The 17,937-nt window shown below is 67.7% G+C and carries 15 protein-coding genes and 1 pseudogene; 8 read left to right on the forward strand and 8 right to left on the reverse strand.

Annotated features, from left to right (window positions below; translation table 11 throughout):
* Window positions 1-21 precede the first annotated feature (21 nt).
* Complete coding sequence (locus tag ACZ9GM_RS13470; RefSeq protein ID WP_476038124.1) at window positions 22-1,410, reverse strand: LCP family protein; 1,389 nt, start codon at window positions 1,408-1,410, stop codon at window positions 22-24.
* Between the two features lie 99 nt (window positions 1,411-1,509).
* Between ACZ9GM_RS13470 and ACZ9GM_RS13475 the strand changes: the two genes are divergently transcribed.
* A complete protein-coding gene (locus tag ACZ9GM_RS13475) occupies window positions 1,510-1,908 on the forward strand; it encodes a hypothetical protein (protein WP_476038125.1) in 399 nt (132 codons plus the stop codon).
* 472 nt (window positions 1,909-2,380) lie between these two features.
* Here the strand turns inward: ACZ9GM_RS13475 and ACZ9GM_RS13480 are convergent, their stop codons facing one another.
* On the reverse strand, window positions 2,381-3,196 hold the full coding sequence (locus ACZ9GM_RS13480) for a CPBP family intramembrane glutamic endopeptidase (protein ID WP_476038126.1): 816 nt from the start codon (window positions 3,194-3,196) through the stop codon (window positions 2,381-2,383).
* Window positions 3,186-4,601: an amidase family protein gene (locus ACZ9GM_RS13485; protein WP_476038127.1), complete on the reverse strand. Its 1,416-nt coding sequence runs from the start codon at window positions 4,599-4,601 to the stop codon at window positions 3,186-3,188. The genes ACZ9GM_RS13480 and ACZ9GM_RS13485 overlap by 11 nt, the downstream gene beginning before the upstream one ends.
* A gap of 40 nt (window positions 4,602-4,641) precedes the next feature.
* On the opposite strand from ACZ9GM_RS13485, the gene pheA reads away from it, so the two are divergent.
* From pheA to ACZ9GM_RS13500, 3 genes are all read left to right on the forward strand, one after another.
* The gene (gene pheA, locus ACZ9GM_RS13490; RefSeq protein WP_476038128.1) at window positions 4,642-5,580 is read left to right on the forward strand and encodes a prephenate dehydratase; all 939 of its coding nucleotides are present in this window, start codon (window positions 4,642-4,644) and stop codon (window positions 5,578-5,580) included.
* Window positions 5,577-6,386 carry a histidine phosphatase family protein gene (locus ACZ9GM_RS13495; RefSeq protein ID WP_291475123.1) on the forward strand — a complete coding sequence of 270 codons (810 nt, stop codon included), beginning with the start codon at window positions 5,577-5,579 and terminating at the stop codon, window positions 6,384-6,386. Before pheA ends, ACZ9GM_RS13495 begins: the two co-directional genes overlap by 4 nt.
* 69 nt (window positions 6,387-6,455) lie before the next feature.
* Window positions 6,456-7,982 carry an MFS transporter gene (locus ACZ9GM_RS13500; RefSeq protein ID WP_476038129.1) on the forward strand — a complete coding sequence of 509 codons (1,527 nt, stop codon included), beginning with the start codon at window positions 6,456-6,458 and terminating at the stop codon, window positions 7,980-7,982.
* 527 nt (window positions 7,983-8,509) lie between these two features.
* Here the strand turns inward: ACZ9GM_RS13500 and ACZ9GM_RS13505 are convergent.
* Both ACZ9GM_RS13505 and ACZ9GM_RS13510 read right to left on the reverse strand, forming a co-directional pair.
* Complete coding sequence (locus tag ACZ9GM_RS13505; protein WP_291475120.1) at window positions 8,510-8,857, reverse strand: metallopeptidase family protein; 348 nt, start codon at window positions 8,855-8,857, stop codon at window positions 8,510-8,512.
* 518 nt (window positions 8,858-9,375) lie between these two features.
* Window positions 9,376-10,425 (reverse strand): septum formation family protein, encoded by a 1,050-nt coding sequence (locus tag ACZ9GM_RS13510; RefSeq protein WP_476038130.1) that lies wholly within the window; start codon window positions 10,423-10,425, stop codon window positions 9,376-9,378.
* A 41-nt stretch (window positions 10,426-10,466) separates the two neighbouring features.
* On the opposite strand from ACZ9GM_RS13510, the gene serS reads away from it, so the two are divergent.
* The 3 genes from serS to ACZ9GM_RS13525 are packed head-to-tail and all read left to right on the forward strand — an operon-like array spanning window position 10,467 to window position 13,575.
* A complete protein-coding gene (gene serS / locus ACZ9GM_RS13515; RefSeq protein ID WP_291475116.1) occupies window positions 10,467-11,741 on the forward strand; it encodes a serine--tRNA ligase in 1,275 nt (424 codons plus the stop codon).
* A gap of 32 nt (window positions 11,742-11,773) precedes the next feature.
* Window positions 11,774-12,700 carry a lysophospholipid acyltransferase family protein gene (locus ACZ9GM_RS13520; protein WP_291475114.1) on the forward strand — a complete coding sequence of 309 codons (927 nt, stop codon included), beginning with the start codon at window positions 11,774-11,776 and terminating at the stop codon, window positions 12,698-12,700.
* On the forward strand, window positions 12,676-13,575 hold the full coding sequence (locus ACZ9GM_RS13525; RefSeq protein WP_291475112.1) for an HAD family hydrolase: 900 nt from the start codon (window positions 12,676-12,678) through the stop codon (window positions 13,573-13,575). The genes ACZ9GM_RS13520 and ACZ9GM_RS13525 overlap by 25 nt, the downstream gene beginning before the upstream one ends.
* Before the next feature lie 172 nt (window positions 13,576-13,747).
* Here ACZ9GM_RS13525 and ACZ9GM_RS13530 read toward each other — a convergent pair whose 3' ends face one another.
* Window positions 13,748-14,917 carry a phosphoenolpyruvate carboxykinase domain-containing protein gene (locus ACZ9GM_RS13530; protein ID WP_476038131.1) on the reverse strand — a complete coding sequence of 390 codons (1,170 nt, stop codon included), beginning with the start codon at window positions 14,915-14,917 and terminating at the stop codon, window positions 13,748-13,750.
* Between the two features lie 402 nt (window positions 14,918-15,319).
* Window positions 15,320-15,664, reverse strand: a pseudogene (locus ACZ9GM_RS13535) (class 1b ribonucleoside-diphosphate reductase subunit alpha); the annotation flags it as partial.
* A gap of 465 nt (window positions 15,665-16,129) precedes the next feature.
* On the opposite strand from ACZ9GM_RS13535, the gene ACZ9GM_RS13540 reads away from it, so the two are divergent.
* Window positions 16,130-16,633, forward strand: a complete 504-nt coding sequence (locus ACZ9GM_RS13540; RefSeq protein WP_476038132.1) for a type III secretion system chaperone family protein — start codon at window positions 16,130-16,132, stop codon at window positions 16,631-16,633.
* Here ACZ9GM_RS13540 and ACZ9GM_RS13545 read toward each other — a convergent pair.
* Window positions 16,575-17,483: an ATP-binding protein gene (locus ACZ9GM_RS13545; protein WP_476038133.1), complete on the reverse strand. Its 909-nt coding sequence runs from the start codon at window positions 17,481-17,483 to the stop codon at window positions 16,575-16,577. The two genes, ACZ9GM_RS13540 and ACZ9GM_RS13545, sit on opposite strands and share 59 nt — an antisense overlap.
* Between the last annotated feature and the right edge of the window lie 454 nt (window positions 17,484-17,937).

The following is a 17,937-nucleotide window of genomic DNA, read 5'->3' on the forward strand; positions in this document are numbered from 1 at the left end:
CGGCGCAGCTGTCAGCACCGCTCAGCGCATCGTCGAGAACAGTTCCTCTGCGGCAGCGTCGTCCCACAGGACGACGCTGCCGGCGTCTGTGTCGGCGAAACCGCCGACCGGGACGGTCTGCTGCTCGGAACCGCGGACCAGACCCAGTCCCAGCGACGCCAGGTGCCACACATGGTCCCCGTTGTCCACGGTCACGGCATCTGTCAGGTTGCTGATCAGGGGGAAGGCCCGGAACGGGTTGATCATCGTCGAGAGGGACCCGACCTTCTTGATCACCGCGGTGAGGAACTCACGCTGGCGCTCGACCCGGTCGAGGTCACCGTTGGCCGAGGTGTAGCGGGTACGCACGTAGCCCAGCGCGGTCGGTCCGTCCATCTCCTGGCAGCCGGCCTCGACGTTCAGGCCGGCCATCGGGTCGTCGATGGGCTCCTTGGGACACAGGGTGACGCCACCGACGGCGTCCACGATCCCGGCGAAGCCGGCGAATCCGAGCTCCATGTAGTGGTCGATACGCATGCCCGTGTTCTGCTCGACGGTCTGCTGCAGCAGCTGTGGACCGCCGTAGGAGAAGGCGGAGTTGATCTTGTCCATGCCGTAGCCGGGCACCTCCACGTAGGAGTCGCGCGGGATGGAGACCATCGTCGGCTTGCCACCGAAGGACGGGACGTGGACGACGATGATCGTGTCGGTGCGCTGGCCGCCTTCGGAGAGGTCGCCGGCGGCGTAGCGTTCACCGTCCTCCTCGGAGAGACCTTCGCGGGAGTCGGAGCCGACGAGCAGCCAGTTCGTGCCCTTGGTGTTGCCGGTGGAGGAGTCGGTGAGTGCGTCGATCCGGTTGAGGCTGGAATCGACCCACCACGCTGTACCGCCCATGATGACGACGATCACCAGCAGGAGGACGCCGAGGATGCGTCCGATGCGCGGGCGACGGCGCTTCTTCTTCTGACGCGGCGCCCGGGATGGGGTCTGGCGGGGCGGCTGGCCCCGCTGTTCCGGGCGCTGCATCGGTGGCATCGGCTGTTGCGCCGGATCGCGTGGCAGGTACTGGTCGCGGTAGGGCGGCTGGCCCTGCTGCTGGTTCCCGGCCCGCCGGTACTGCGGCGGCGCGGGCTGGCCACCGGAGCTCTGCTGTGAGGGGGAATCCCCGTACATCCGGGTGCTGTTGTCCGTGGGTTGTGAGGGGGGTTCTGAGGGGGATTGTGAGGGGGATTGTGCGGGCGGCTGTGCCCCGGAGCGTTCGTGGCGACCCCGCGGCTGGTCCTGTCCTGCCTCCCCGCCGGTCCCGGCGCTACCGGGGCGGGCCTCGGGTCGCCGCGGCACCGGGTTGCCGAACCGGTCGCGCAGGACGCGCCCGAGGTGGTCCCGGGCGTAGTTGTCGCTTCCGTCGTTCGGTCGGGGAGGTTGAGTCATGGAGGACAGCATAACGAAGGGGCCGGGGGAGCTGATCATCCTCGGGGATGAGATGAGTCCGGTTCGGTCCCCGCGGTGAACGCCGATACTCTTGTGTCTATGAGTGATGAGACCCTGGGCCTGCTGGCCGGTGTACTGGCGGTAGTCGCGGCATGGATCGTCTTCGCGATGGTCCGGGCGGCGGCGCAGGGGCATCTGTCGCGGGACAGCGGCTTCGGCCTGGTCACCCCGACCGTGAAGAAGACCGACGCGACCTGGGCTGCCGGTCACGAGGCTGCGCTGCCGGTCGCCAGGAAGACCATCGCCGTGACCGCGGTTGTGTGGTTGGTCGCCCTGGTCATCGGCCTGATCGTGCAGGCGGACTGGGCCGGCTATCTCGGTCTGGTGCCCTACCTCGCGGTGGTCGGTGGCTTCGTGCCGATGGTCAAGGCGGCGAACGCGGCGGCCGTCGAGGCGGCGAAGAAGGGCTCGCGGGGTAAGAAGAAGCGGAAGCGCTGACAGCGGCACAACCACGTCAGACACACGCGGCAGATACAGCGGAGCCGCAGGTGCCGGTCCCTCTCAGTACCGGGCGCCTGCGGCTCCGTCGTTCCCGACACCACCGGAGTCACCGTCCTCGCCACGGTGAACACCGGCATCACGACCGGACCGGATCACGCAGGTCGGCCGGGGTGTCGGGGCCCTCTCAGGACGCCGCCCCCTCAGTGGCTGACGTCCATGCGAAGAACTCTAGGACCCGGTACTGGCGTAGCCATGACACCGACGTCCGGGTTCGCGGATGATTCGCTGTCAGTCCGGTGCGTGCACGCTGGCAGGGGGATGCACCGGTCCGGCCCATGCGCGGCGCCCCGTATCCGGGCCCCTTGTTCACCCCGGATACATCACACGCTGTGCTGCTTTTCCGGCCCGGATGCGGCACGGGCTGTGATGTATCTGAGGTGAACGGGGCAGGGTGCGGGCGGACAGGGTACTACAACCCCGGCACCCCGCCGAGGACCTGGTAGCCCACGAAGGCGACGGTGTCGATCAGTCCGTGCGCGATGACCAGTGGCCACACCCGACCGGTCCGCCAGAAGAAGAACACGAACACCAGCCCCATGACGATGTTTCCCAACCCGGCGGAATAGCCCTGGTAGAGGTGGTAGCTCCCACGCAGGACCGATGAGGCGACGAACACCCACGCCCACGGCACCTGCAGCTGCCGCAGCCGGGACACCAGCCACGCGACCACGATGAACTCCTCAGCGAAGCCGTTCGCCCAGGCGTTGATGACCAGCAGCAGGACATCGCCGACCGAGGAGTCCAGGCCTGAGGCCATGACCTGCTTCGACAGGTTGAGCTGCACCGCCACCACGTAGAACACCAGCCCCGGCAGCCCGATCAGTGCCGCCAGGCCGACTCCCGGTAACACATCGCGCCGGGAAGGATGCAGCGGCGAGATCCCCGTCAACCACACCGGCACATGCCGGAGCAGCAGGAACACCGCCAGTCCGCCCCAGGCGAGCAGCACCCCGGAACTGATGAGCTGGAACAGGGGGTCCAGCCAGGCCAGTGAGGACTTCTGGGCGTTGAGGGTGGTGGTCTGCTTGTTGAGCCGGGTCGGCGTCGTCGCGGACTCGAGCAGCCGTAGTGCCGCCCGCACGCCTGAGGTACCGAAGGTGACGGCCAGGACAAGGGCGATCTCCCAGCGCAGGGCCCGGCGGTCGGCGTCCGCGGTCACCGGCTCCGGCTGTACCGGGGAGGGTGCGGCCAACCACCGGCGGACGCGACCCTGGTCAGTGGTCATGTGTGCGCCCGTCTCCGTGGGAGTGCCCGTGGGAGTGCCCGGCCACGACCGGCCGGTACCGCAGGGCCTCGATGTTGCCCGGCTCGGCCACCACGAACCCGGATACGTCAGCGTCCCCGGAACCGGTCATCCGCGCCACGGCGTCCTGCAGATGGGCGCCGAGCGCGAGCAGCGTCGCGGTGTCCGCCCGGTCGCCGACGGCGCCCAGGTGTACCGAGACCGGCCACTGCCCGGGTGCGGGGGTGACGAGCGGCACCGACAGTGCGGCCCAACCGGTGAGATTCCACAGGGTCGCCCACGGCGTCCACGCGGTCTGCGCGAGGAAATCGAGCCGGTGCGACCCGGCCAATGCCAGAGACGAGAATGCGCCGACCGGTGGCGGCGCGCAGGCCAGCGTCGGGGTGACGACCACGTCCACGTCCGGCCAGGCGCGTTCGATGTCCCCGGGCAGGACGCGCAGGGACGCCGCGGCGTCCTCGATATCGGACGCCGCCAACGACCGGCCCTGTTCCTTGAGCCACCCGGGCATCGGGCCCAGCGGATCGGGCAGGCCCACGCACCGGGCGGCCATGATGCGGGAGAAGACCGTGAACCGCTCCACCGGGTACGGGGTTTCGACCGGAACAATCCCGCTGACCTGCGGGTGGGTCACCAACAACGCGGCGGACGCGGTGGTGGCCGTGGCGATCCGCGGGTCCACCGCCGTCGGCCCGGCCTGCCCCGGATCCCCGTGGAAGGGGACCGTGGACATGCCCAGGCGCAGGCCCGGGCGCACCGGGGCCGTGGAGGCTACATCGTAGGCCCGCGCCGTGAGCGCGAGGTCACGGGCGATGAAGCCCTGCGCCGCCGGGTTCGGCAGTGCTCCGGACCCGAAGACCCGGTGCGCCGGTTTCAGCCCGGGCAGACCGACCGCCGCCGCCGGCACCCGGATCGACCCGCCGCCGTCATTGGCGTGGGCGATGTCGACGATCCCGCGGGCGACCGCCACCGCCGCCCCGGAGGAGGACCCACCGGTCGTCATCCTCGGATCGACCGGGTTCACCGGTCCCGGACCGCCACCGACCAGGCCAGGTTCGGTGTAGACGGTGGCGCCGTACTCGGCGGTGACCGAGGCGCCGACCAGCGAGGCTCCGGTGGCGAGCAGGCTGCGGACGGTGGAGTCGTGCTCGTCGGAGACGTCCTCGTGGGCGGGGCTGCCGAACCCGGTGGTCTCCCCGGCGACCCGCTGCAGGTCCTTGACCAGCACCTCCGTGCCGTGCAGCGTTCCGGTGTTCTCCGCACAGCTGCTGGTGTGCGGGATGTCGTACAACCGGGCGACCCCCAGCTCGGCGGCACTGAGCCCGGTCGACGCGGCGACGGCGGCCAGGCGTGCGGCGGTGGTGGTCGGTGTTCCGGGCGTTCCCATGGTGACCCAGCGTAGCGCTCGCCCAGGTAAATTGATGGGCATGACCACCGTCGCTTTCCTCGGGCCCAGGGGCACCTTCACCGAACAGGCTGTCCTCGACTTCACGACCGCCGGGCATCTGCCGGCGGACGCCGACCACGTCACCGTCACCTCTCCGGCGGTCGCCCTGGACATGGTGCGTTCCGGGGAGGCGGACGTCGCCTGCGTCGCCCTGGAATCCAGTGTCGACGGCCCGGTGACCCAGACCTTCGACGCCTTCACCGTCGGTTCTGAACTGCAGATCGTGCGGGAACATGATGTGCCCGTCGCCTTCCAGTTACTCGTCCGCCCGGGTACGACGCTGGCCGACGTGAGGACGCTGACCTGCCATCCGGTGGCGTACAACCAGACGGCGAACTGGCGTGGGGTCACATTGCCGGACGTCACCTTCGTCGCGGCGTCCTCCAATGGTGCCGGGGCCACCGCCGTCGCCGCCGGGGAGGTGGACGCCGCCCTCGCGCCCGCCCGCGCCGGGGAGCTCAACGGGTTGGAGACCCTCGCCGACGGCATCAACGACCTGCCGGATGCCCGCACCAGGTTCGTGCTGGTCACCAGGCCGCAGACCCCGCCGGCCCGGACCGGCAACGACCGCACCGCGATCGTGCTGCGGGTGCCGAATGAGCCGGCGTCGCTGGTGATGGCACTGATGGAGCTGGCGACGCGCCGGGTGGACATGTCTCGGATCGAGTCGCGGCCCACCCGGGAGAAGGCCGGCACGTACAACTTCCATGTCGAGGTCGCCGGGCACATCGATGATCCGGCCGTGGCTGAGGCACTTGCCGGGCTGTACCGCTATGCCGAGCGGTTCCGGTACCTGGGGTCCTGGCCGCAGGAGGGCTGGGTCGGCGGGGTGAACGGGCCGTCCGGGTCGATGCCGCCGGACTACACGGAGTCGAGGGCGTGGATCGAGGCGCGGACGAAGGGGGAGCCGTACGCATGACCCGGCTGCTGCTGATCCGTCACGGACAGACGACGTCGAATGTCTCCCACTCGCTGGACACGAATCTGCCCGGTGCCGCATTGACAGAACTGGGCAGGTCACAGGCCTACGCCGCCGGTGAACTCATCGCGGGGGAGTACGGAGCGCAGGACGCTTCAGGGGTCGGTCTGACCCTGGCGTCCTCCCAGGCGTTGCGGGCGCAGCAGACCGCGAAGGGGATCGTCGAGGGTGCCGCCGGGGCCGGGCTGGTGCTGCCGACGCCGGACGCGTGGCCGGGGATCTCTGAGATCCCGGCCGGTGACTACGAGATGCGCAGTGATCCCGAGGCCCAGTACAACTACCACCGGTTCTTCGGCGAGTGGCTGGGTGGGTCGCTGGATCTGGCGATGCCCGGGGCGCTGACCGGACGTGAGGTGGTCAGCCGCTACCTCGACACACTGCTGCCGCAGCTGGTCACGGCGCAGTCGACGGGCTCTGATCTGGCGGTGGTGAGCCACGGAGCGGTGATCCGTCTGGTGGCCGGGTTCCTCGGCAGGGTCGAGCCGGAGTGGGCGGTGCGCTCGCTGCTGCCGAACACCTCCCGGGTGGAACTGGAGGTGCCGGAACTGGGACCGGGGGCTTCGTTGCCGTCAACCGCCCTGCCGACGCTTCCCACGACGGACGCCCCGATGCTCCACACGGCGGCGTGGGTGCCGGAGAAGGACGTGGCATCGAGATTTGTCGGAGAAACTCTGACCGACGTCATTTCCGCTGGTTGGAAGGTTACTGAGTGGGGCGGGCACGGAGAACCTCCCCGGTTAACATAGGTCACTTAGTTATATCTTCCGCTGGTTTCCGCTACGGTCGATCGGGTTCGACTATAGGAAGGAACCATTGTGGCTAACAATGCACCCTCCACGACGCCGATCGAGGCGAGCGACATTCACGTCGTGGACCAGTCAAAGATGAAGAAGGCGCTGCGCGCCACACTGCTCGGGAACTTCATGGAGTGGTACGACATCGGAGTCTTCTCCTATGTCATGACCTACATCACCTTCCACTTCTTCCCGCTGCCCTCGCCGTGGGACGGGCTGGCGAGCTTCGCCACCCTCGCGGTGACATTCCTCGTCCGCCCCCTCGGCGGACTGATCCTCGGGCCCATCGGGGACCGGGTGGGACGCAAGGCGATCCTCGCGTTCACGATCATCATGATGTCCGCAGGCACGTTCCTCATCGGCTGCCTCCCGACCTACCAGCAGATCGGGATCGTGGCCCCGGTCCTGCTGATCCTGCTGAAGTTCGTCCAGGGCTTCTCCACCGGCGGTGAGTACGCCGGCGCGGCGACGTTCATCGCCGAATACTCCTCGGACAAGCGCCGCGGTTTCTGGGGGTCCTTCCTGGATCTCGGCTCCTACCTGGGCTTCGCCGCTGCGGCGGCGCTGGTCTCGGTGCTGGAGGTCGTGACGACGGACGCCCAGATGGAGTCCTGGGGCTGGCGCGTCGCCTTCTGGGTCGCGCTGCCGCTGGGCCTGACCGGCCTGTACATGCGCTCCAATATCGAGGAGTCGCAGGCCTTCGAGGCCGTGCAGGAGAGCCGTGAGGAGCGCGTCGGTGACACTGTCGACGCGTCTTCCCAGGATGGCGAGGACGCCGCCACCGCGGCGTCCGGCGGCAATGACACGAGCCTGATGGGGCAGGTCAGCTACCTGATCCGTCACTTCTGGCCGGAGATCCTCATGGGATCCGCGCTCGTCATGTGTGCGCAGGTCGTCGGTTACGCACTGACGACGTTCATGCCGACCTACCTCACCGACACCCTCGGCTACGACACTGTCCACGGCAATGCGCTGCTGGTGCCGGTGTTGATCATCGTCTCCATCGGACTGCCGTTGTTCGGTTCGCTGTCCGACCGGATAGGACGCCGCCCGGTGATGATCACCGGCTGCGTGGTCGGTGTGGTGTTCGCGATCCCGGCCTTCGCGCTGATGATGATGGACCACGTGTGGTCCACGCTGGCGGGCCTGATGATCATCGGTGTGATCATGATGTTCCAGGTCTCGATCCAGGCCTCGGCTCTGCCGTCACTGTTCCCGACAGCCAGCCGGTACACAGCGATGGGCCTGATGTTCAACGTCGCGGTCGCGCTGTTCGGTGGTACCACCGGCTTCGTCATCACCGCGCTGCAGAACCTCATCGGTTCTGACTTCGCCGGCGCGTACTACATCATGTTCGCCTGCATTGTCGGCGGCATCGGCGTGTACTTCATGCGGGAGTCTGCGGGACGCAACCTGCTGGGCTCCATGCCGGTCGTCGACGAGGAGCATGAGGTCACCGAGGTTCTCGAGAGTCTTGAGACCAACGAGAAGTACGACCTCGACACCATGCCGATCGAGGGTGCCGAGGCTGTGGGCGCCCAGGTCTGACCTGCGGGACCTGTCTTGCCGGCAACTGGCGCAGGGCCGGTGCGGGGCCCGGGGGCCCAACGCATACTCAGCGCATGACCTCACTCTCTTCAGGTTCATTTCACCCTCCCGTCGCTGCGGTATCTGTGGCGGCCGCAGTCTCCCTGGGGGGTTGCAGTTCCGCAGGCGGAGAGGAGAAGGCGTCTGCGACATCGTCCGCGTCGCCGGCATCGCGGTGGAGCAGCTCGGAGTGAAATCCGGGATCACGGCGGTCGGGCACTGCGACCGGTTGAGTATCGTCTTCGCTGGTGGGAAGCCGTCCTATCGGTACCATTCATCGATCACGGGCAAGGAGCTGACGATGACTCTGACCAGTGACACCCTGGATGACGCTCACCGGGTGGCGGTGTGCTGACGGTCCGGGCCACAGTGACCGAGGAAGGACTGAAGGCGAGCGATAACCCGTTCCTGGTCCAGGATGACTCCACCGACCTCTACATCTACCGTCCCTGACGGGGTGGAGGGCCCGACATGAAGGGCGCCCGGGTCTAACCCCAGCCGAGTTCGTGGAGCCGGGCGTCGTCGATGCCGAAGTGGTGTCCGATTTCGTGGACGACGGTGATGGCGACCTGCTCCACCAGCTCATCGTGGTCGCGGCACCAGTCGCACAGGGCGCCCCGGTAAATGCTGATCTTGTCCGGCAGGTACGTCGGCCATTCGACGGAGCGCTCGGTGAGTGCGACCCCGTGATACAGGCCGAGGAGGGTGGGGTCTTCCTCGTTGCGGTCCTCGACGACGATGGCGACGTTGTTCAGGCTGTTGAGGAGTTTTCGGGGGATCATGTCGAGTCCCCGGTCGACGAGTTCCTCGAACTCTTCGTCGGTGACCTCGACCATGGGGAGCCTCCGGAGTGCTGGTATTGGGGTGGATGTACCCCGGGTTCAGTTGCCGGGGCCGAGTGTAGTTGCGGCGGATTCCTGCGGTGGGACGCGGTGGGGTGCGACAGCAAGGTTGCGACGCAGCGTGTGGGGAGGCGACAGTGATGAAGAAGCGCTGAGAGTTACGCGGGGTAATTCACGGGGCTAAGTATGGGTGAACGAGTCGGAAGAGTCATCGGTCGCGGCGTCCTGGCCGTCGGGAGTAACTGGGCGGTGCAGTATGCCGTCCCGCTCGCAGTGGCAGCGCTCCTCCTTCTGCTGCTGGTCCAGGACGTCGCGACCCGTGCGAGTCCCGAGGACGCCGACAGCCGGATTCCGACCGCTCCAGGAACCGTGTGGCCCCTGTCGGTCGGCGGGAAACTCATGCAGCTCGCTCCGGCGGTGATTCTCATGCTCGCGACGTTCGGATTCGGCATGTGGGCATCCGGCCAGGACCAGTCCGCCTGGCAGTTCCCAGACCGGGTCCCCCGGGACCCCTACCGCCGCGGGTTCCGCGTCGGCTGCGGCTCCGGCGGGTTGCCGTCAATGGTGAAATCGCCGCGCACGTCACCGGCCAGGTCAGCGAAGCCCGCGTCGTCGCCTTCGCGTCCCTTCGTCAGTGCACAGTTCACCGTGCGCGAGCCGGCGTTCCAGGAGTCCTCCGCGATCGAGGTCCAGAACGGGGCCAGCGTCGACTGGTACAGCGCCTCGTCTCCGGCGTCCCCGCCACCCAGGTAATCGACCGCCGCAGCCTGGCATATTCCGGCCAGCCACTTGTTCTGGTCGTCCACGGTCGGCCACGCGCCGTCGAAGTTGTCGCCCAGGTTCACGACCTTCGTCACCTGCCACGAATGCGGCTGCTCACACGGTACCTCGGTCGCCGTGTTCCCGTTGGCACGGACGCAGGCGTCCACCTCCGAGAAGCGTGACTGGTCTGAACCGGCGGCCACACCGGTGACCTCCTCGGCGGTGCCGTCGGCGTCCGTCTCCATGACGCCGCAGAGCATCGTGCGGTCACCCTCGGCCCAGCCCTCCGCCGGCGGCAGGATCGGCGAGATCGTGTACCGGCCGTTCGGGTCCAGCTTCCCGCCCATGTACTCCGTCACCGGGCCGGTGCACACCTCCGCGGTCAGCTGCGCCTGGCGCTCCAGATCCGGCTGCGGGGCGTCCTCCCCGAACTCACTGGTCGGGTACTGCGACAGGTCCTCCCTGGTCGCGACCTCGAAGCGGTGCGGCTGCGCGCAGTCCACCGTGACGATGTCGCGCGTCACTTCCCCATCCTGCGTCCAGTTCAGGCAGCTGCCCTCGTCCGCGTCGGTGAAGGACGCCGGTTCGGACGCGACATCGTTCTTCTCCGGGACAACCGGGCTGGACCCGTCCGGGCTGACGACCGCGTACATCGCCGCTGCCACGCCACCGCACAGGGCGGCGACGAGCACGGTCTTCAGGACGCGGCGACGGCGCGGGTGCAGTGGACGCTCAGCGGACTCAGTCTGCTCAGTCTGCTCAGGACGCTCAGGGGACGGCGAGGGCGTTTCAGAGGACATGCTGACCATTGTGTCACGTCGGTGCCGCTAAGCTGGTCGTCATGATTGATCTGAAGTTCCTCCGGGAGAACCCTGACGTCGTCCGAGATTCACAGCGCACCCGTGGCGAGGACCCGTCGCTGGTCGACCAGCTCCTGGAGGCCGATCAGCGCCGACGCGACCTCATCGCCGCCGCGGACACCTCCCGTAGCGAGGCCAAGGCCTACTCCAGGTCCATGGGCACGCAGATGAAGGACGCCACCCCTGAGGAGCGTGAGCAGCTCAAGGCCAAGGGCAAGGAGCTCGCCGAGGCCGTCAGGAAGATCGAGGCCGACGAGAAGATCGCCGAGCAGGACGTCCACGACCTCCAGTTCAAGATCTCCAATATCGTCACCGGTGCCCCGGCCGGTGGCGAGGACGATTTCGTCGTCCTTGAACACATCGGCACCCCGCGCGAGTTCGACTTCGAGCCCAAGGACCACCTGGAACTCGGCGAGTCCCTCGGCCTGATCGACATGGAGCGCGGTGCCAAGGTCTCCGGCGCCCGCTTCTACTTCCTCACCGGCGACGGTGCCCTGCTCCAACTCGCCATGCTGCAGCTCGCCGCCCGAAAGGCCGTCGAGCACGGCTTCCAGCTCATGATCCCGCCGGTGCTCGTGCGCCCCGAGATCATGGCCGGCACCGGCTTCCTCGGCGCCCACGCCGACGAGATCTACCACCTCGACGAGGACGATCTCTTCCTCGTCGGCACCTCCGAGGTGGCTCTTGCCGGCTACCACTCCGACGAGATCATCGACCTCTCCGAGGGGCCGGTGAAGTACGCCGGCTGGTCCTCCTGCTTCCGCCGTGAGGCCGGTTCCTACGGCAAGGACACCCGCGGCATCCTCCGCGTCCACCAGTTCGACAAGGTCGAGATGTTCGTCTACGCCAAGCCGGAGGACGCCGAGGAGATCCACCAGCAGCTGCTGGCCATGGAGAAGGACATGCTCGCAGCCGTCGAGGTGCCCTACCGCGTCATCGACGTCGCCGGCGGTGACCTGGGCTCCTCCGCGTCCCGCAAGTTCGACACCGAGGCCTGGGTCCCGACCCAGAACACCTACCGCGAGCTGACCTCCACCTCGAACTGCACCACTTTCCAGGCGCGGCGCCTCAAGACCCGCTACCGTGACGAGAACGGCAAGGCTCAGACCGCCGCCACGCTCAACGGCACCCTGGCCACCACCCGGTGGCTCGTCGCGATCCTCGAGAACAACCAGCAGGCCGACGGCTCCGTCGTCGTCCCCGAGGCACTGCGCCCGTTCATCGGCAAGGACGTCCTGACACCCAAGAGCAAGTAGAACCGAAGACGTAGAAGAGGTAGAGACACTCCATGGCATTCAAGCTGCCCCGCGACCACTTCTGGCTCCCCAAGGGTTTCACTGTCCTCCCCGAGGTGCCGGACACCCCGCCGCACCCGGAGTCGCGGGAACCGTTCTACGGCCGGCTCATCATCCCCTTCGCGAAGCTGTGGATGCGCCGGATGCAGCACCTCAACGTGGAGATCCAGCACCCGGAGCGTATCCCCGCCACCGGTGGTGCGGTCCTGGCGGTCAACCACACCGGCTACTGGGACTTCGTCTTCGGCGGCATCCCCGCCGCCTACCAGGGTGGACGCCTCGTCCGCTTCATGGCGAAGAAGGAGATCTGGGACAACCCCGTCGCCGGCCCCGCGATGAGCGGATGCAAGCACATCCCCGTGGACCGCGCCGATGGTGCGGCGTCCGTCAAGGAGGCGACCGAGCGCGCCGCCGGTGGTGAACTCATCGGCATCTTCCCGGAGGCCACGATCTCCCGCTCCTTCGAGATCAAGGAGGTCAAGGACGGTGCCGCGCGCATCGCACACGAGGCCGGCGTCCCGCTGATCCCCGTGGTGATCTGGGGTTCGCAGCGGATCTGGACGAAGGGACGCAAACCGATCTGGCGGCTGAAGAGTGCCGACCTCATCGTCTCCGTCCGGGAACCCGTCGAGGTCACCGAGGACGCGAAGGCTTCCGCGCAGCGTCTGCACGACGCGATGGCCACCGGCCTCGATGAGGTGCGCGCCCGCTACGACGAGCTCTACGGTCCCTTCCCGGAAGGGGAGAACTGGATGCCGGTGTCCCTCGGCGGTTCCGCTCCGTCGTTGGAGGAGGCCACGGTCAAGGACCGGGAGGACGCCCGGAAGCGCCGCGAGGAGCGGGCCGCCCGTGAGGCCGGGAAGGCGTCGAAGCCGGAACCGGAGAAGAAGCCACTGTGGAAGAAACTGCTGAAGCGTTGACCGCCGCCCCGTCACTGATCATCAGTGACCTCGACGGCACCCTGCTGACCTCCGCGGACCGGGTCTCACCCCGCACCCGGGAGGTCATCGGCAGAGCCGTCGCCTCCGGTGCGCGGTTCATCCTCGCCTCCGGACGGCCGGCGCGGTGGATGCTGCCGGTCGTCGAACAGCTGGCCATCACCCCGGTGTGCGTCTGCGCCAACGGGGCCGTGGTCTATGACGCGGCCACCGACCGCATCACCTACGCCGCCGAGCTGGCACCCGCGGTTCTGCGCCGGGTGACCCGCGGGATCCTCGAGGCCACCGCCGCCCCGCTGGCCCGGATGGGCCTGGGGCCGGTGAGTTTCGCCGTGGAGCGCACCGGGACCAGCGCCTTCGACCGGGCGTCGGAGCTTTTCGCGGTGGAGCCCGCGTATCCGCACGCCTGGGTCACCGACGAACACGCCGTGGAGACCCGTGATGTGCTGCTGTCGAAGCCCGCGGTGAAGCTGCTGGTCCGGCACGAGAGCATGCTTTCCGCCGACATGTTCGAGCTGGTCAACCCGGTCGTCGACCCGACGGACGCACACGTGACCTGGTCTTTCCACGGTGGCCTGCTGGAGGTCAACGTCCCGGGTGTCACCAAGTTGTCGGGGCTGGCCCATGCGCTGGGGGACGCCTCGGGATCGGACGTCGGTGCGGATGCCGTGCCGGACATCGACCCCACGACGGTCGTGGCCTTCGGTGACATGCCCAATGATCTGGCGATGCTGCGTTGGGCGGGGCACGGTTTCGCGATGGGGAACGCGGTGGACGAGGTGGCCGCCGCCACTGACCACCAGACCGCGTCCAATGACGAGGACGGCGTGGCGCGGGTCCTCGAGCGCTGGTTCTGAGACCGGGCCTCCCGCGATCACGTCCCCACTCCCGCGTTCACCTCAGATACATCACACACCATGCTGTTTTCCAGGGCGGAAAGCGACACAGCGTGAGTTGTATTCCGGGTGAACAGCCGGTCTGCCCGGGCACCCCGGTCAGCATGCGGTGGTGGCGATGGCCGCCGCCATGTCACGGTGGGCCCTGCCATACCTCGTCCGGCAGTCCGGAGAAGGCATCGAGGTGTGCGGTCCGGGACCGCATCTCGGCCTCCCACCGTTCCGGGTTGATGCTGAGCAGGGTGGCCAGGTCAGCGTCCGGAATGTCCAGGCCGGTGAGGTCGAGTTCACCGGCGGTGGGGACAACACCCACCGGAGTCTGCGTCCCGCTCACCGAACCCTCGCGGTAGGCGAGCAACCAGAGCAGCACCCGCAGGTTCTCCCGGAAGCCGGGCCACAGGTAGCGGCCGGTCTCGGGTTCGCGCTGGAACCAGTTGACGTGGGCGAAGGTCGGCGGCTCGGTGACGCGGCCGAGCACATCGAGCCAGTGCTGCGCGTACCGTCCCTCCGGATAGGAGAGGAAGGGGCGCATGGACATCGGGTCGTAGCGCAGCCGGCCGTCGACACCTTCGGCGGCGAAGGTCGCCTCCGCGCCGAGGGGCAGACCGTCGTAGACGCCGGCCGCACTACCGTCGACCACGCGGGTCAGTGGCTCACGGTCCCGGGTCCGGCCACCGAAGATGACCAGGTCCACGGGAACGCCGGCGGCATCCCCGGCATCCGGGGCCAGGCTGGTGACATTGGCGAGCGTGGTGGTGAACCGGCTGTTGGGGTGGGCCCACGGGGCGTCCTTCCGGTCGGCGGGACGCTCGGCGATGAGCTCGCCGGTCCAGTCCCGCCACCCGGTGACGTCCGCCGGCGGGGCGGGGGTCCGGCCCTCCCACCAGACCTCCTCGGTGAGCTCGTTGTAGGCCACGTTGGTGAAGATCGTGCCGGTGCCGGGGCGGATCGCCTCGATCGCCAGGTTCGTCTTGCCGGACGCACTGGGGAAACCGCCGACGACGTGCCGGGTCTTCCCGGTGACGGTGTCCTCGATACCGAGCAGCATGAACTGTTCGGTGAGGAACTCCCCGGACCGCCACCCGTCGTAGGACGCCAGGCGCAGGCCGTGGGCGATCTTCCCGAGCACGGCGTTGCCGCCGAAGGCGGAGCCGAAGTGGATGATGGTTCGCTCGTCGGTGAGCTCCACGCCGAGGGCGTGCGGCGACAGGGGGCTGCCGGGCACGGCCATGAGGTAGGGGACGACGTACATCGTCCTGCCTTCGGACGCCCCGGTCAGACGGGGGAGGAGCTCGGCTTTCACCTCGTCGGCGGGACGCCAGTTGTTGTAGACGCCGGCGTGGGCTTCGCCGATGAGCCGGGCATCGTCGGAGGCGTCGATGACCTCGATACGGGCGGGGCGGGTGACGGAGGTCCAGTGTGTGACGAACTCACGGACAGTGTCGGGCAGGGTGTCCGGGACAGTGGGCGCGCCGAGTAGCAGTCTCCACGGTCACCGGGTAGCCGACGGCTTCCCGGCCACCCGGGCCGACAGCACACCAGTCAGAAGAGCCCCGCACTGATCCGAGGATCGGTGCGGGGCCCTTCTGCGCGTCAGCGGGGAGCTCATGATGTCGGCGACACGCAGTGTCAGGTCGTTCCGACTGAGGTCAGAACGACCTCAGGATGCGTGATGCGGACACTGCCGAGCGTCCGCCGGCGGGTACTACAGCATGCAGGACACGCAGCCCTCGACCTCGGTGCCGGTCAGCGCGGTCTGACGCAGACGGATGTAGTACAGCGTCTTGATGCCCTTACGCCAGGCGTAGATCTGCGCCTTGTTGATGTCACGCGTGGTCGCGTCATCCCGGAAAAACAGCGTCAACGACAGACCCTGATCCACGTACTTCGTCGCCACCGCATAGGTGTCGATGATCTTCTCGTAGCCGATCTCGTAGGCGTCCTCGAAGTACTCGAGATTGTCGTTGTCCATGTGCGGCGCCGGGTAGTAGACCCGCCCGATCTTGCCTTCCTTACGGATCTCGATCTTGCTGGCGATCGGGTCTGTGCTTCTGAGGCAGCCCGCCGGCCGGCGGGCTCCCGATCAACGGAGTCCGTGTGTGCGAAGAGCTGCGTGGCATCTTCTCCTGCCCGGCGGCAGCTCCTCCTGTCGCTTGACTCGGCCGAGGCGACAGGAGGAGCTGCCGCCGGGCACGGAGCACTGCCACCAGTCATTGCAGTGAGCGGTGCCCGACGGTCGCGGTACCGCAGCGGAGTTCCCTCTACTCCATTCTCCGGAGTCGTCCGCGTTCACCTCGGATACATCACACGCTGAGTCACTTTTCAGGTCTGGAACCGGCATAGGCTGTGATGTATCCGAGGTGAACGGGGGAGCGCACTCGCACGTTGCACCCAAACGGCGCACCCGAATGCGGTGGTCGAATACGGTGGTCGAACACAGAGCAGCGGTGTCCGGTGCGGTCGGTAGAACAGGAGGTGTTCCGCCACCGCGCACCCACGCGAAGGAGACTCCACCTTGAGCGACACTGACCAGGACTTCAGCGGCGTCAATGACTTCCGCACCGACGACCTCGGTGCAGCCATCCCGGACATGGTGCTGCGCCGTCCGACCCGCCACCGTCTGATGGACGCCCTGGAAGCCTCCGACGTCGTCTACACCGTCGACCGCGACCGCGAGATCAGCTCACGCTGGGACGGGGGACGCATCTGGTTCGAGATCACCGGCAAGGACGGTAACCTGTTGTCTGTCACCGGATGCTGGGACGGCTGGTTACCTGACTACCGCCGAGACGAGCTGCTGGAGGCCTGCAATGCGTGGAACGAGAAGATGTTCTTCCCCAACGCGTACGTGGTCGTCGACGGGGACGGGGACGGGCGTGTATTCGCCAACCACACCGTGGACTACGCCTTCGGCGTCACCGATGAGCAGCTCTACCAGCACATCACCACCGCAGTGGCGGTCACCGACAGCCTCTTCGACCATCTCCGTGGGCAGTTCCCGGAGGCGCTGGAGCACTGAGCGAACGACACCTGGGGTGCACCGTGAGGAACTGCTCCTGAACCAGGCATCGGCGGTATCCGGTGTCGTGCTGGCCCTGGCCGCCGACCATCTCGACGACGCCGGCAGCAATGAGCCGGTTGAGCGAGTATCGGGTGGTGGACACGGACAGGCCGACGCGGTCGGCGATGGCCTGGGCGCCGACCGGCGGGTGAGTGGTTCCGGGACCGGGGGCATCGGCATCCAGAGCTGCCACCACGGCTGGGCCGTGCCTGGTGATCGACCGCAGCACGTCCGGATCGGTTGCACCACCGCGCGCCTTATCGTGCTGTCCGGGCTTTCCGGCCTGTTCCGTTACCGCCGGGGTCTCCGGTGAGGCAGGGGATGCGCCGGCGTCTGATTCGGCGCCTGTGGCAGGTACATTTTCTCCGGTCAGGTGAATCCCCGTGGCAGTTTCCGTGACCGGCCCCTGTCTCACCAGACCGTCGATCTGGATCTGTGCTTCGGTCCGGGAGAGCGGTGAGAACTCTTCGCGCATTCGGGTGATGCTCCAGGGCTCTCCGTCGCTCAGCGAGAGCAGCAGAACCTTCTGGATATGGGACAGCCGGACATCCGGCGCCAGCTCGGAGATCCGTTGCAGATCAGATGACGTGAACACCGGGCCTCGGCGAAACTGGACCGTGAACCGGACTCCATTGTCGGAGAACCGGGGCCGGTGCAGGTCCGCGTCCCTTGTCTCAGCGAGAGCCTCGCGAATTCCGCCGCCTTCGACTTCGACAACGCCAGCTCCTTCGGTGGTGGTGAGGTGCTTCGCCACTTCGTGGAGGCGTTGGTTGACCGCTTTCTGTGTGTGCCCGGTGGACCAGGGCATTGGTAATGAACTCCAGGACCGCTCTGGGCGGGAACGCGGGCCGTCGGACCATGTGACCATCAGGGTGGTAGACGTCCAAGGTGCCGGTGTTCGCCACGATCCATGCCTGAACTTCCTCCAGGAGCGCGGGCAGTGGACCGTCGAAATCCTGTCGGTTCCGGGTTCGGGCTCCGCTGCCGTCGTGGGGCAGCTGGACCGCCGCTGTGACGGCAAGGGACGGCAATTTACCCTGCGGATAGAGGCCCGGTGCGTACAGTCCCGCAGTTGTCAGTTCGCCCGTCGGCGTCGTCACGGAGAGCAGCCGGAGGATGTCCTCTTCTTCCTTGTCCTTCAACCGACGGCGGCTGGCGCGGACAGACGCCAGGTACCGGGGCAGAAGCTCCGGGTCGAGGTCAGCGACGCTGGTCCCGGGGACGGCGCTGAGGTCGTAGTCGGCGCGTTCGGAATCATGCAG

Source organism: Corynebacterium sp. UD i78, from assembly GCF_056280545.1.

Bases quoted from the DNA above. Each gene is read 5' to 3' on its own strand.
- ACZ9GM_RS13475 (WP_476038125.1), top strand. From the start codon at position 1,510: ATGAGTGATGAGACCCTGGGCCTGCTGGCCGGTGTACTGGCGGTAGTC.
- ACZ9GM_RS13520 (WP_291475114.1), top strand. From the start codon at position 11,774: ATGGCATTCAAGCTGCCCCGCGACCACTTCTGGCTCCCCAAGGGTTTC.
- pheA (WP_476038128.1), top strand. From the start codon at position 4,642: ATGACCACCGTCGCTTTCCTCGGGCCCAGGGGCACCTTCACCGAACAG.
- serS (WP_291475116.1), top strand. From the start codon at position 10,467: ATGATTGATCTGAAGTTCCTCCGGGAGAACCCTGACGTCGTCCGAGAT.
- ACZ9GM_RS13480 (WP_476038126.1), bottom strand. From the start codon at position 3,196: ATGACCACTGACCAGGGTCGCGTCCGCCGGTGGTTGGCCGCACCCTCC.
- ACZ9GM_RS13505 (WP_291475120.1), bottom strand. From the start codon at position 8,857: ATGGTCGAGGTCACCGACGAAGAGTTCGAGGAACTCGTCGACCGGGGA.
- ACZ9GM_RS13545 (WP_476038133.1), bottom strand. From the start codon at position 17,483: ATGCCCTGGTCCACCGGGCACACACAGAAAGCGGTCAACCAACGCCTC.
- ACZ9GM_RS13470 (WP_476038124.1), bottom strand. From the start codon at position 1,410: ATGACTCAACCTCCCCGACCGAACGACGGAAGCGACAACTACGCCCGG.
- ACZ9GM_RS13495 (WP_291475123.1), top strand. From the start codon at position 5,577: ATGACCCGGCTGCTGCTGATCCGTCACGGACAGACGACGTCGAATGTC.
- ACZ9GM_RS13510 (WP_476038130.1), bottom strand. From the start codon at position 10,425: ATGTCCTCTGAAACGCCCTCGCCGTCCCCTGAGCGTCCTGAGCAGACT.
- ACZ9GM_RS13485 (WP_476038127.1), bottom strand. From the start codon at position 4,601: ATGGGAACGCCCGGAACACCGACCACCACCGCCGCACGCCTGGCCGCC.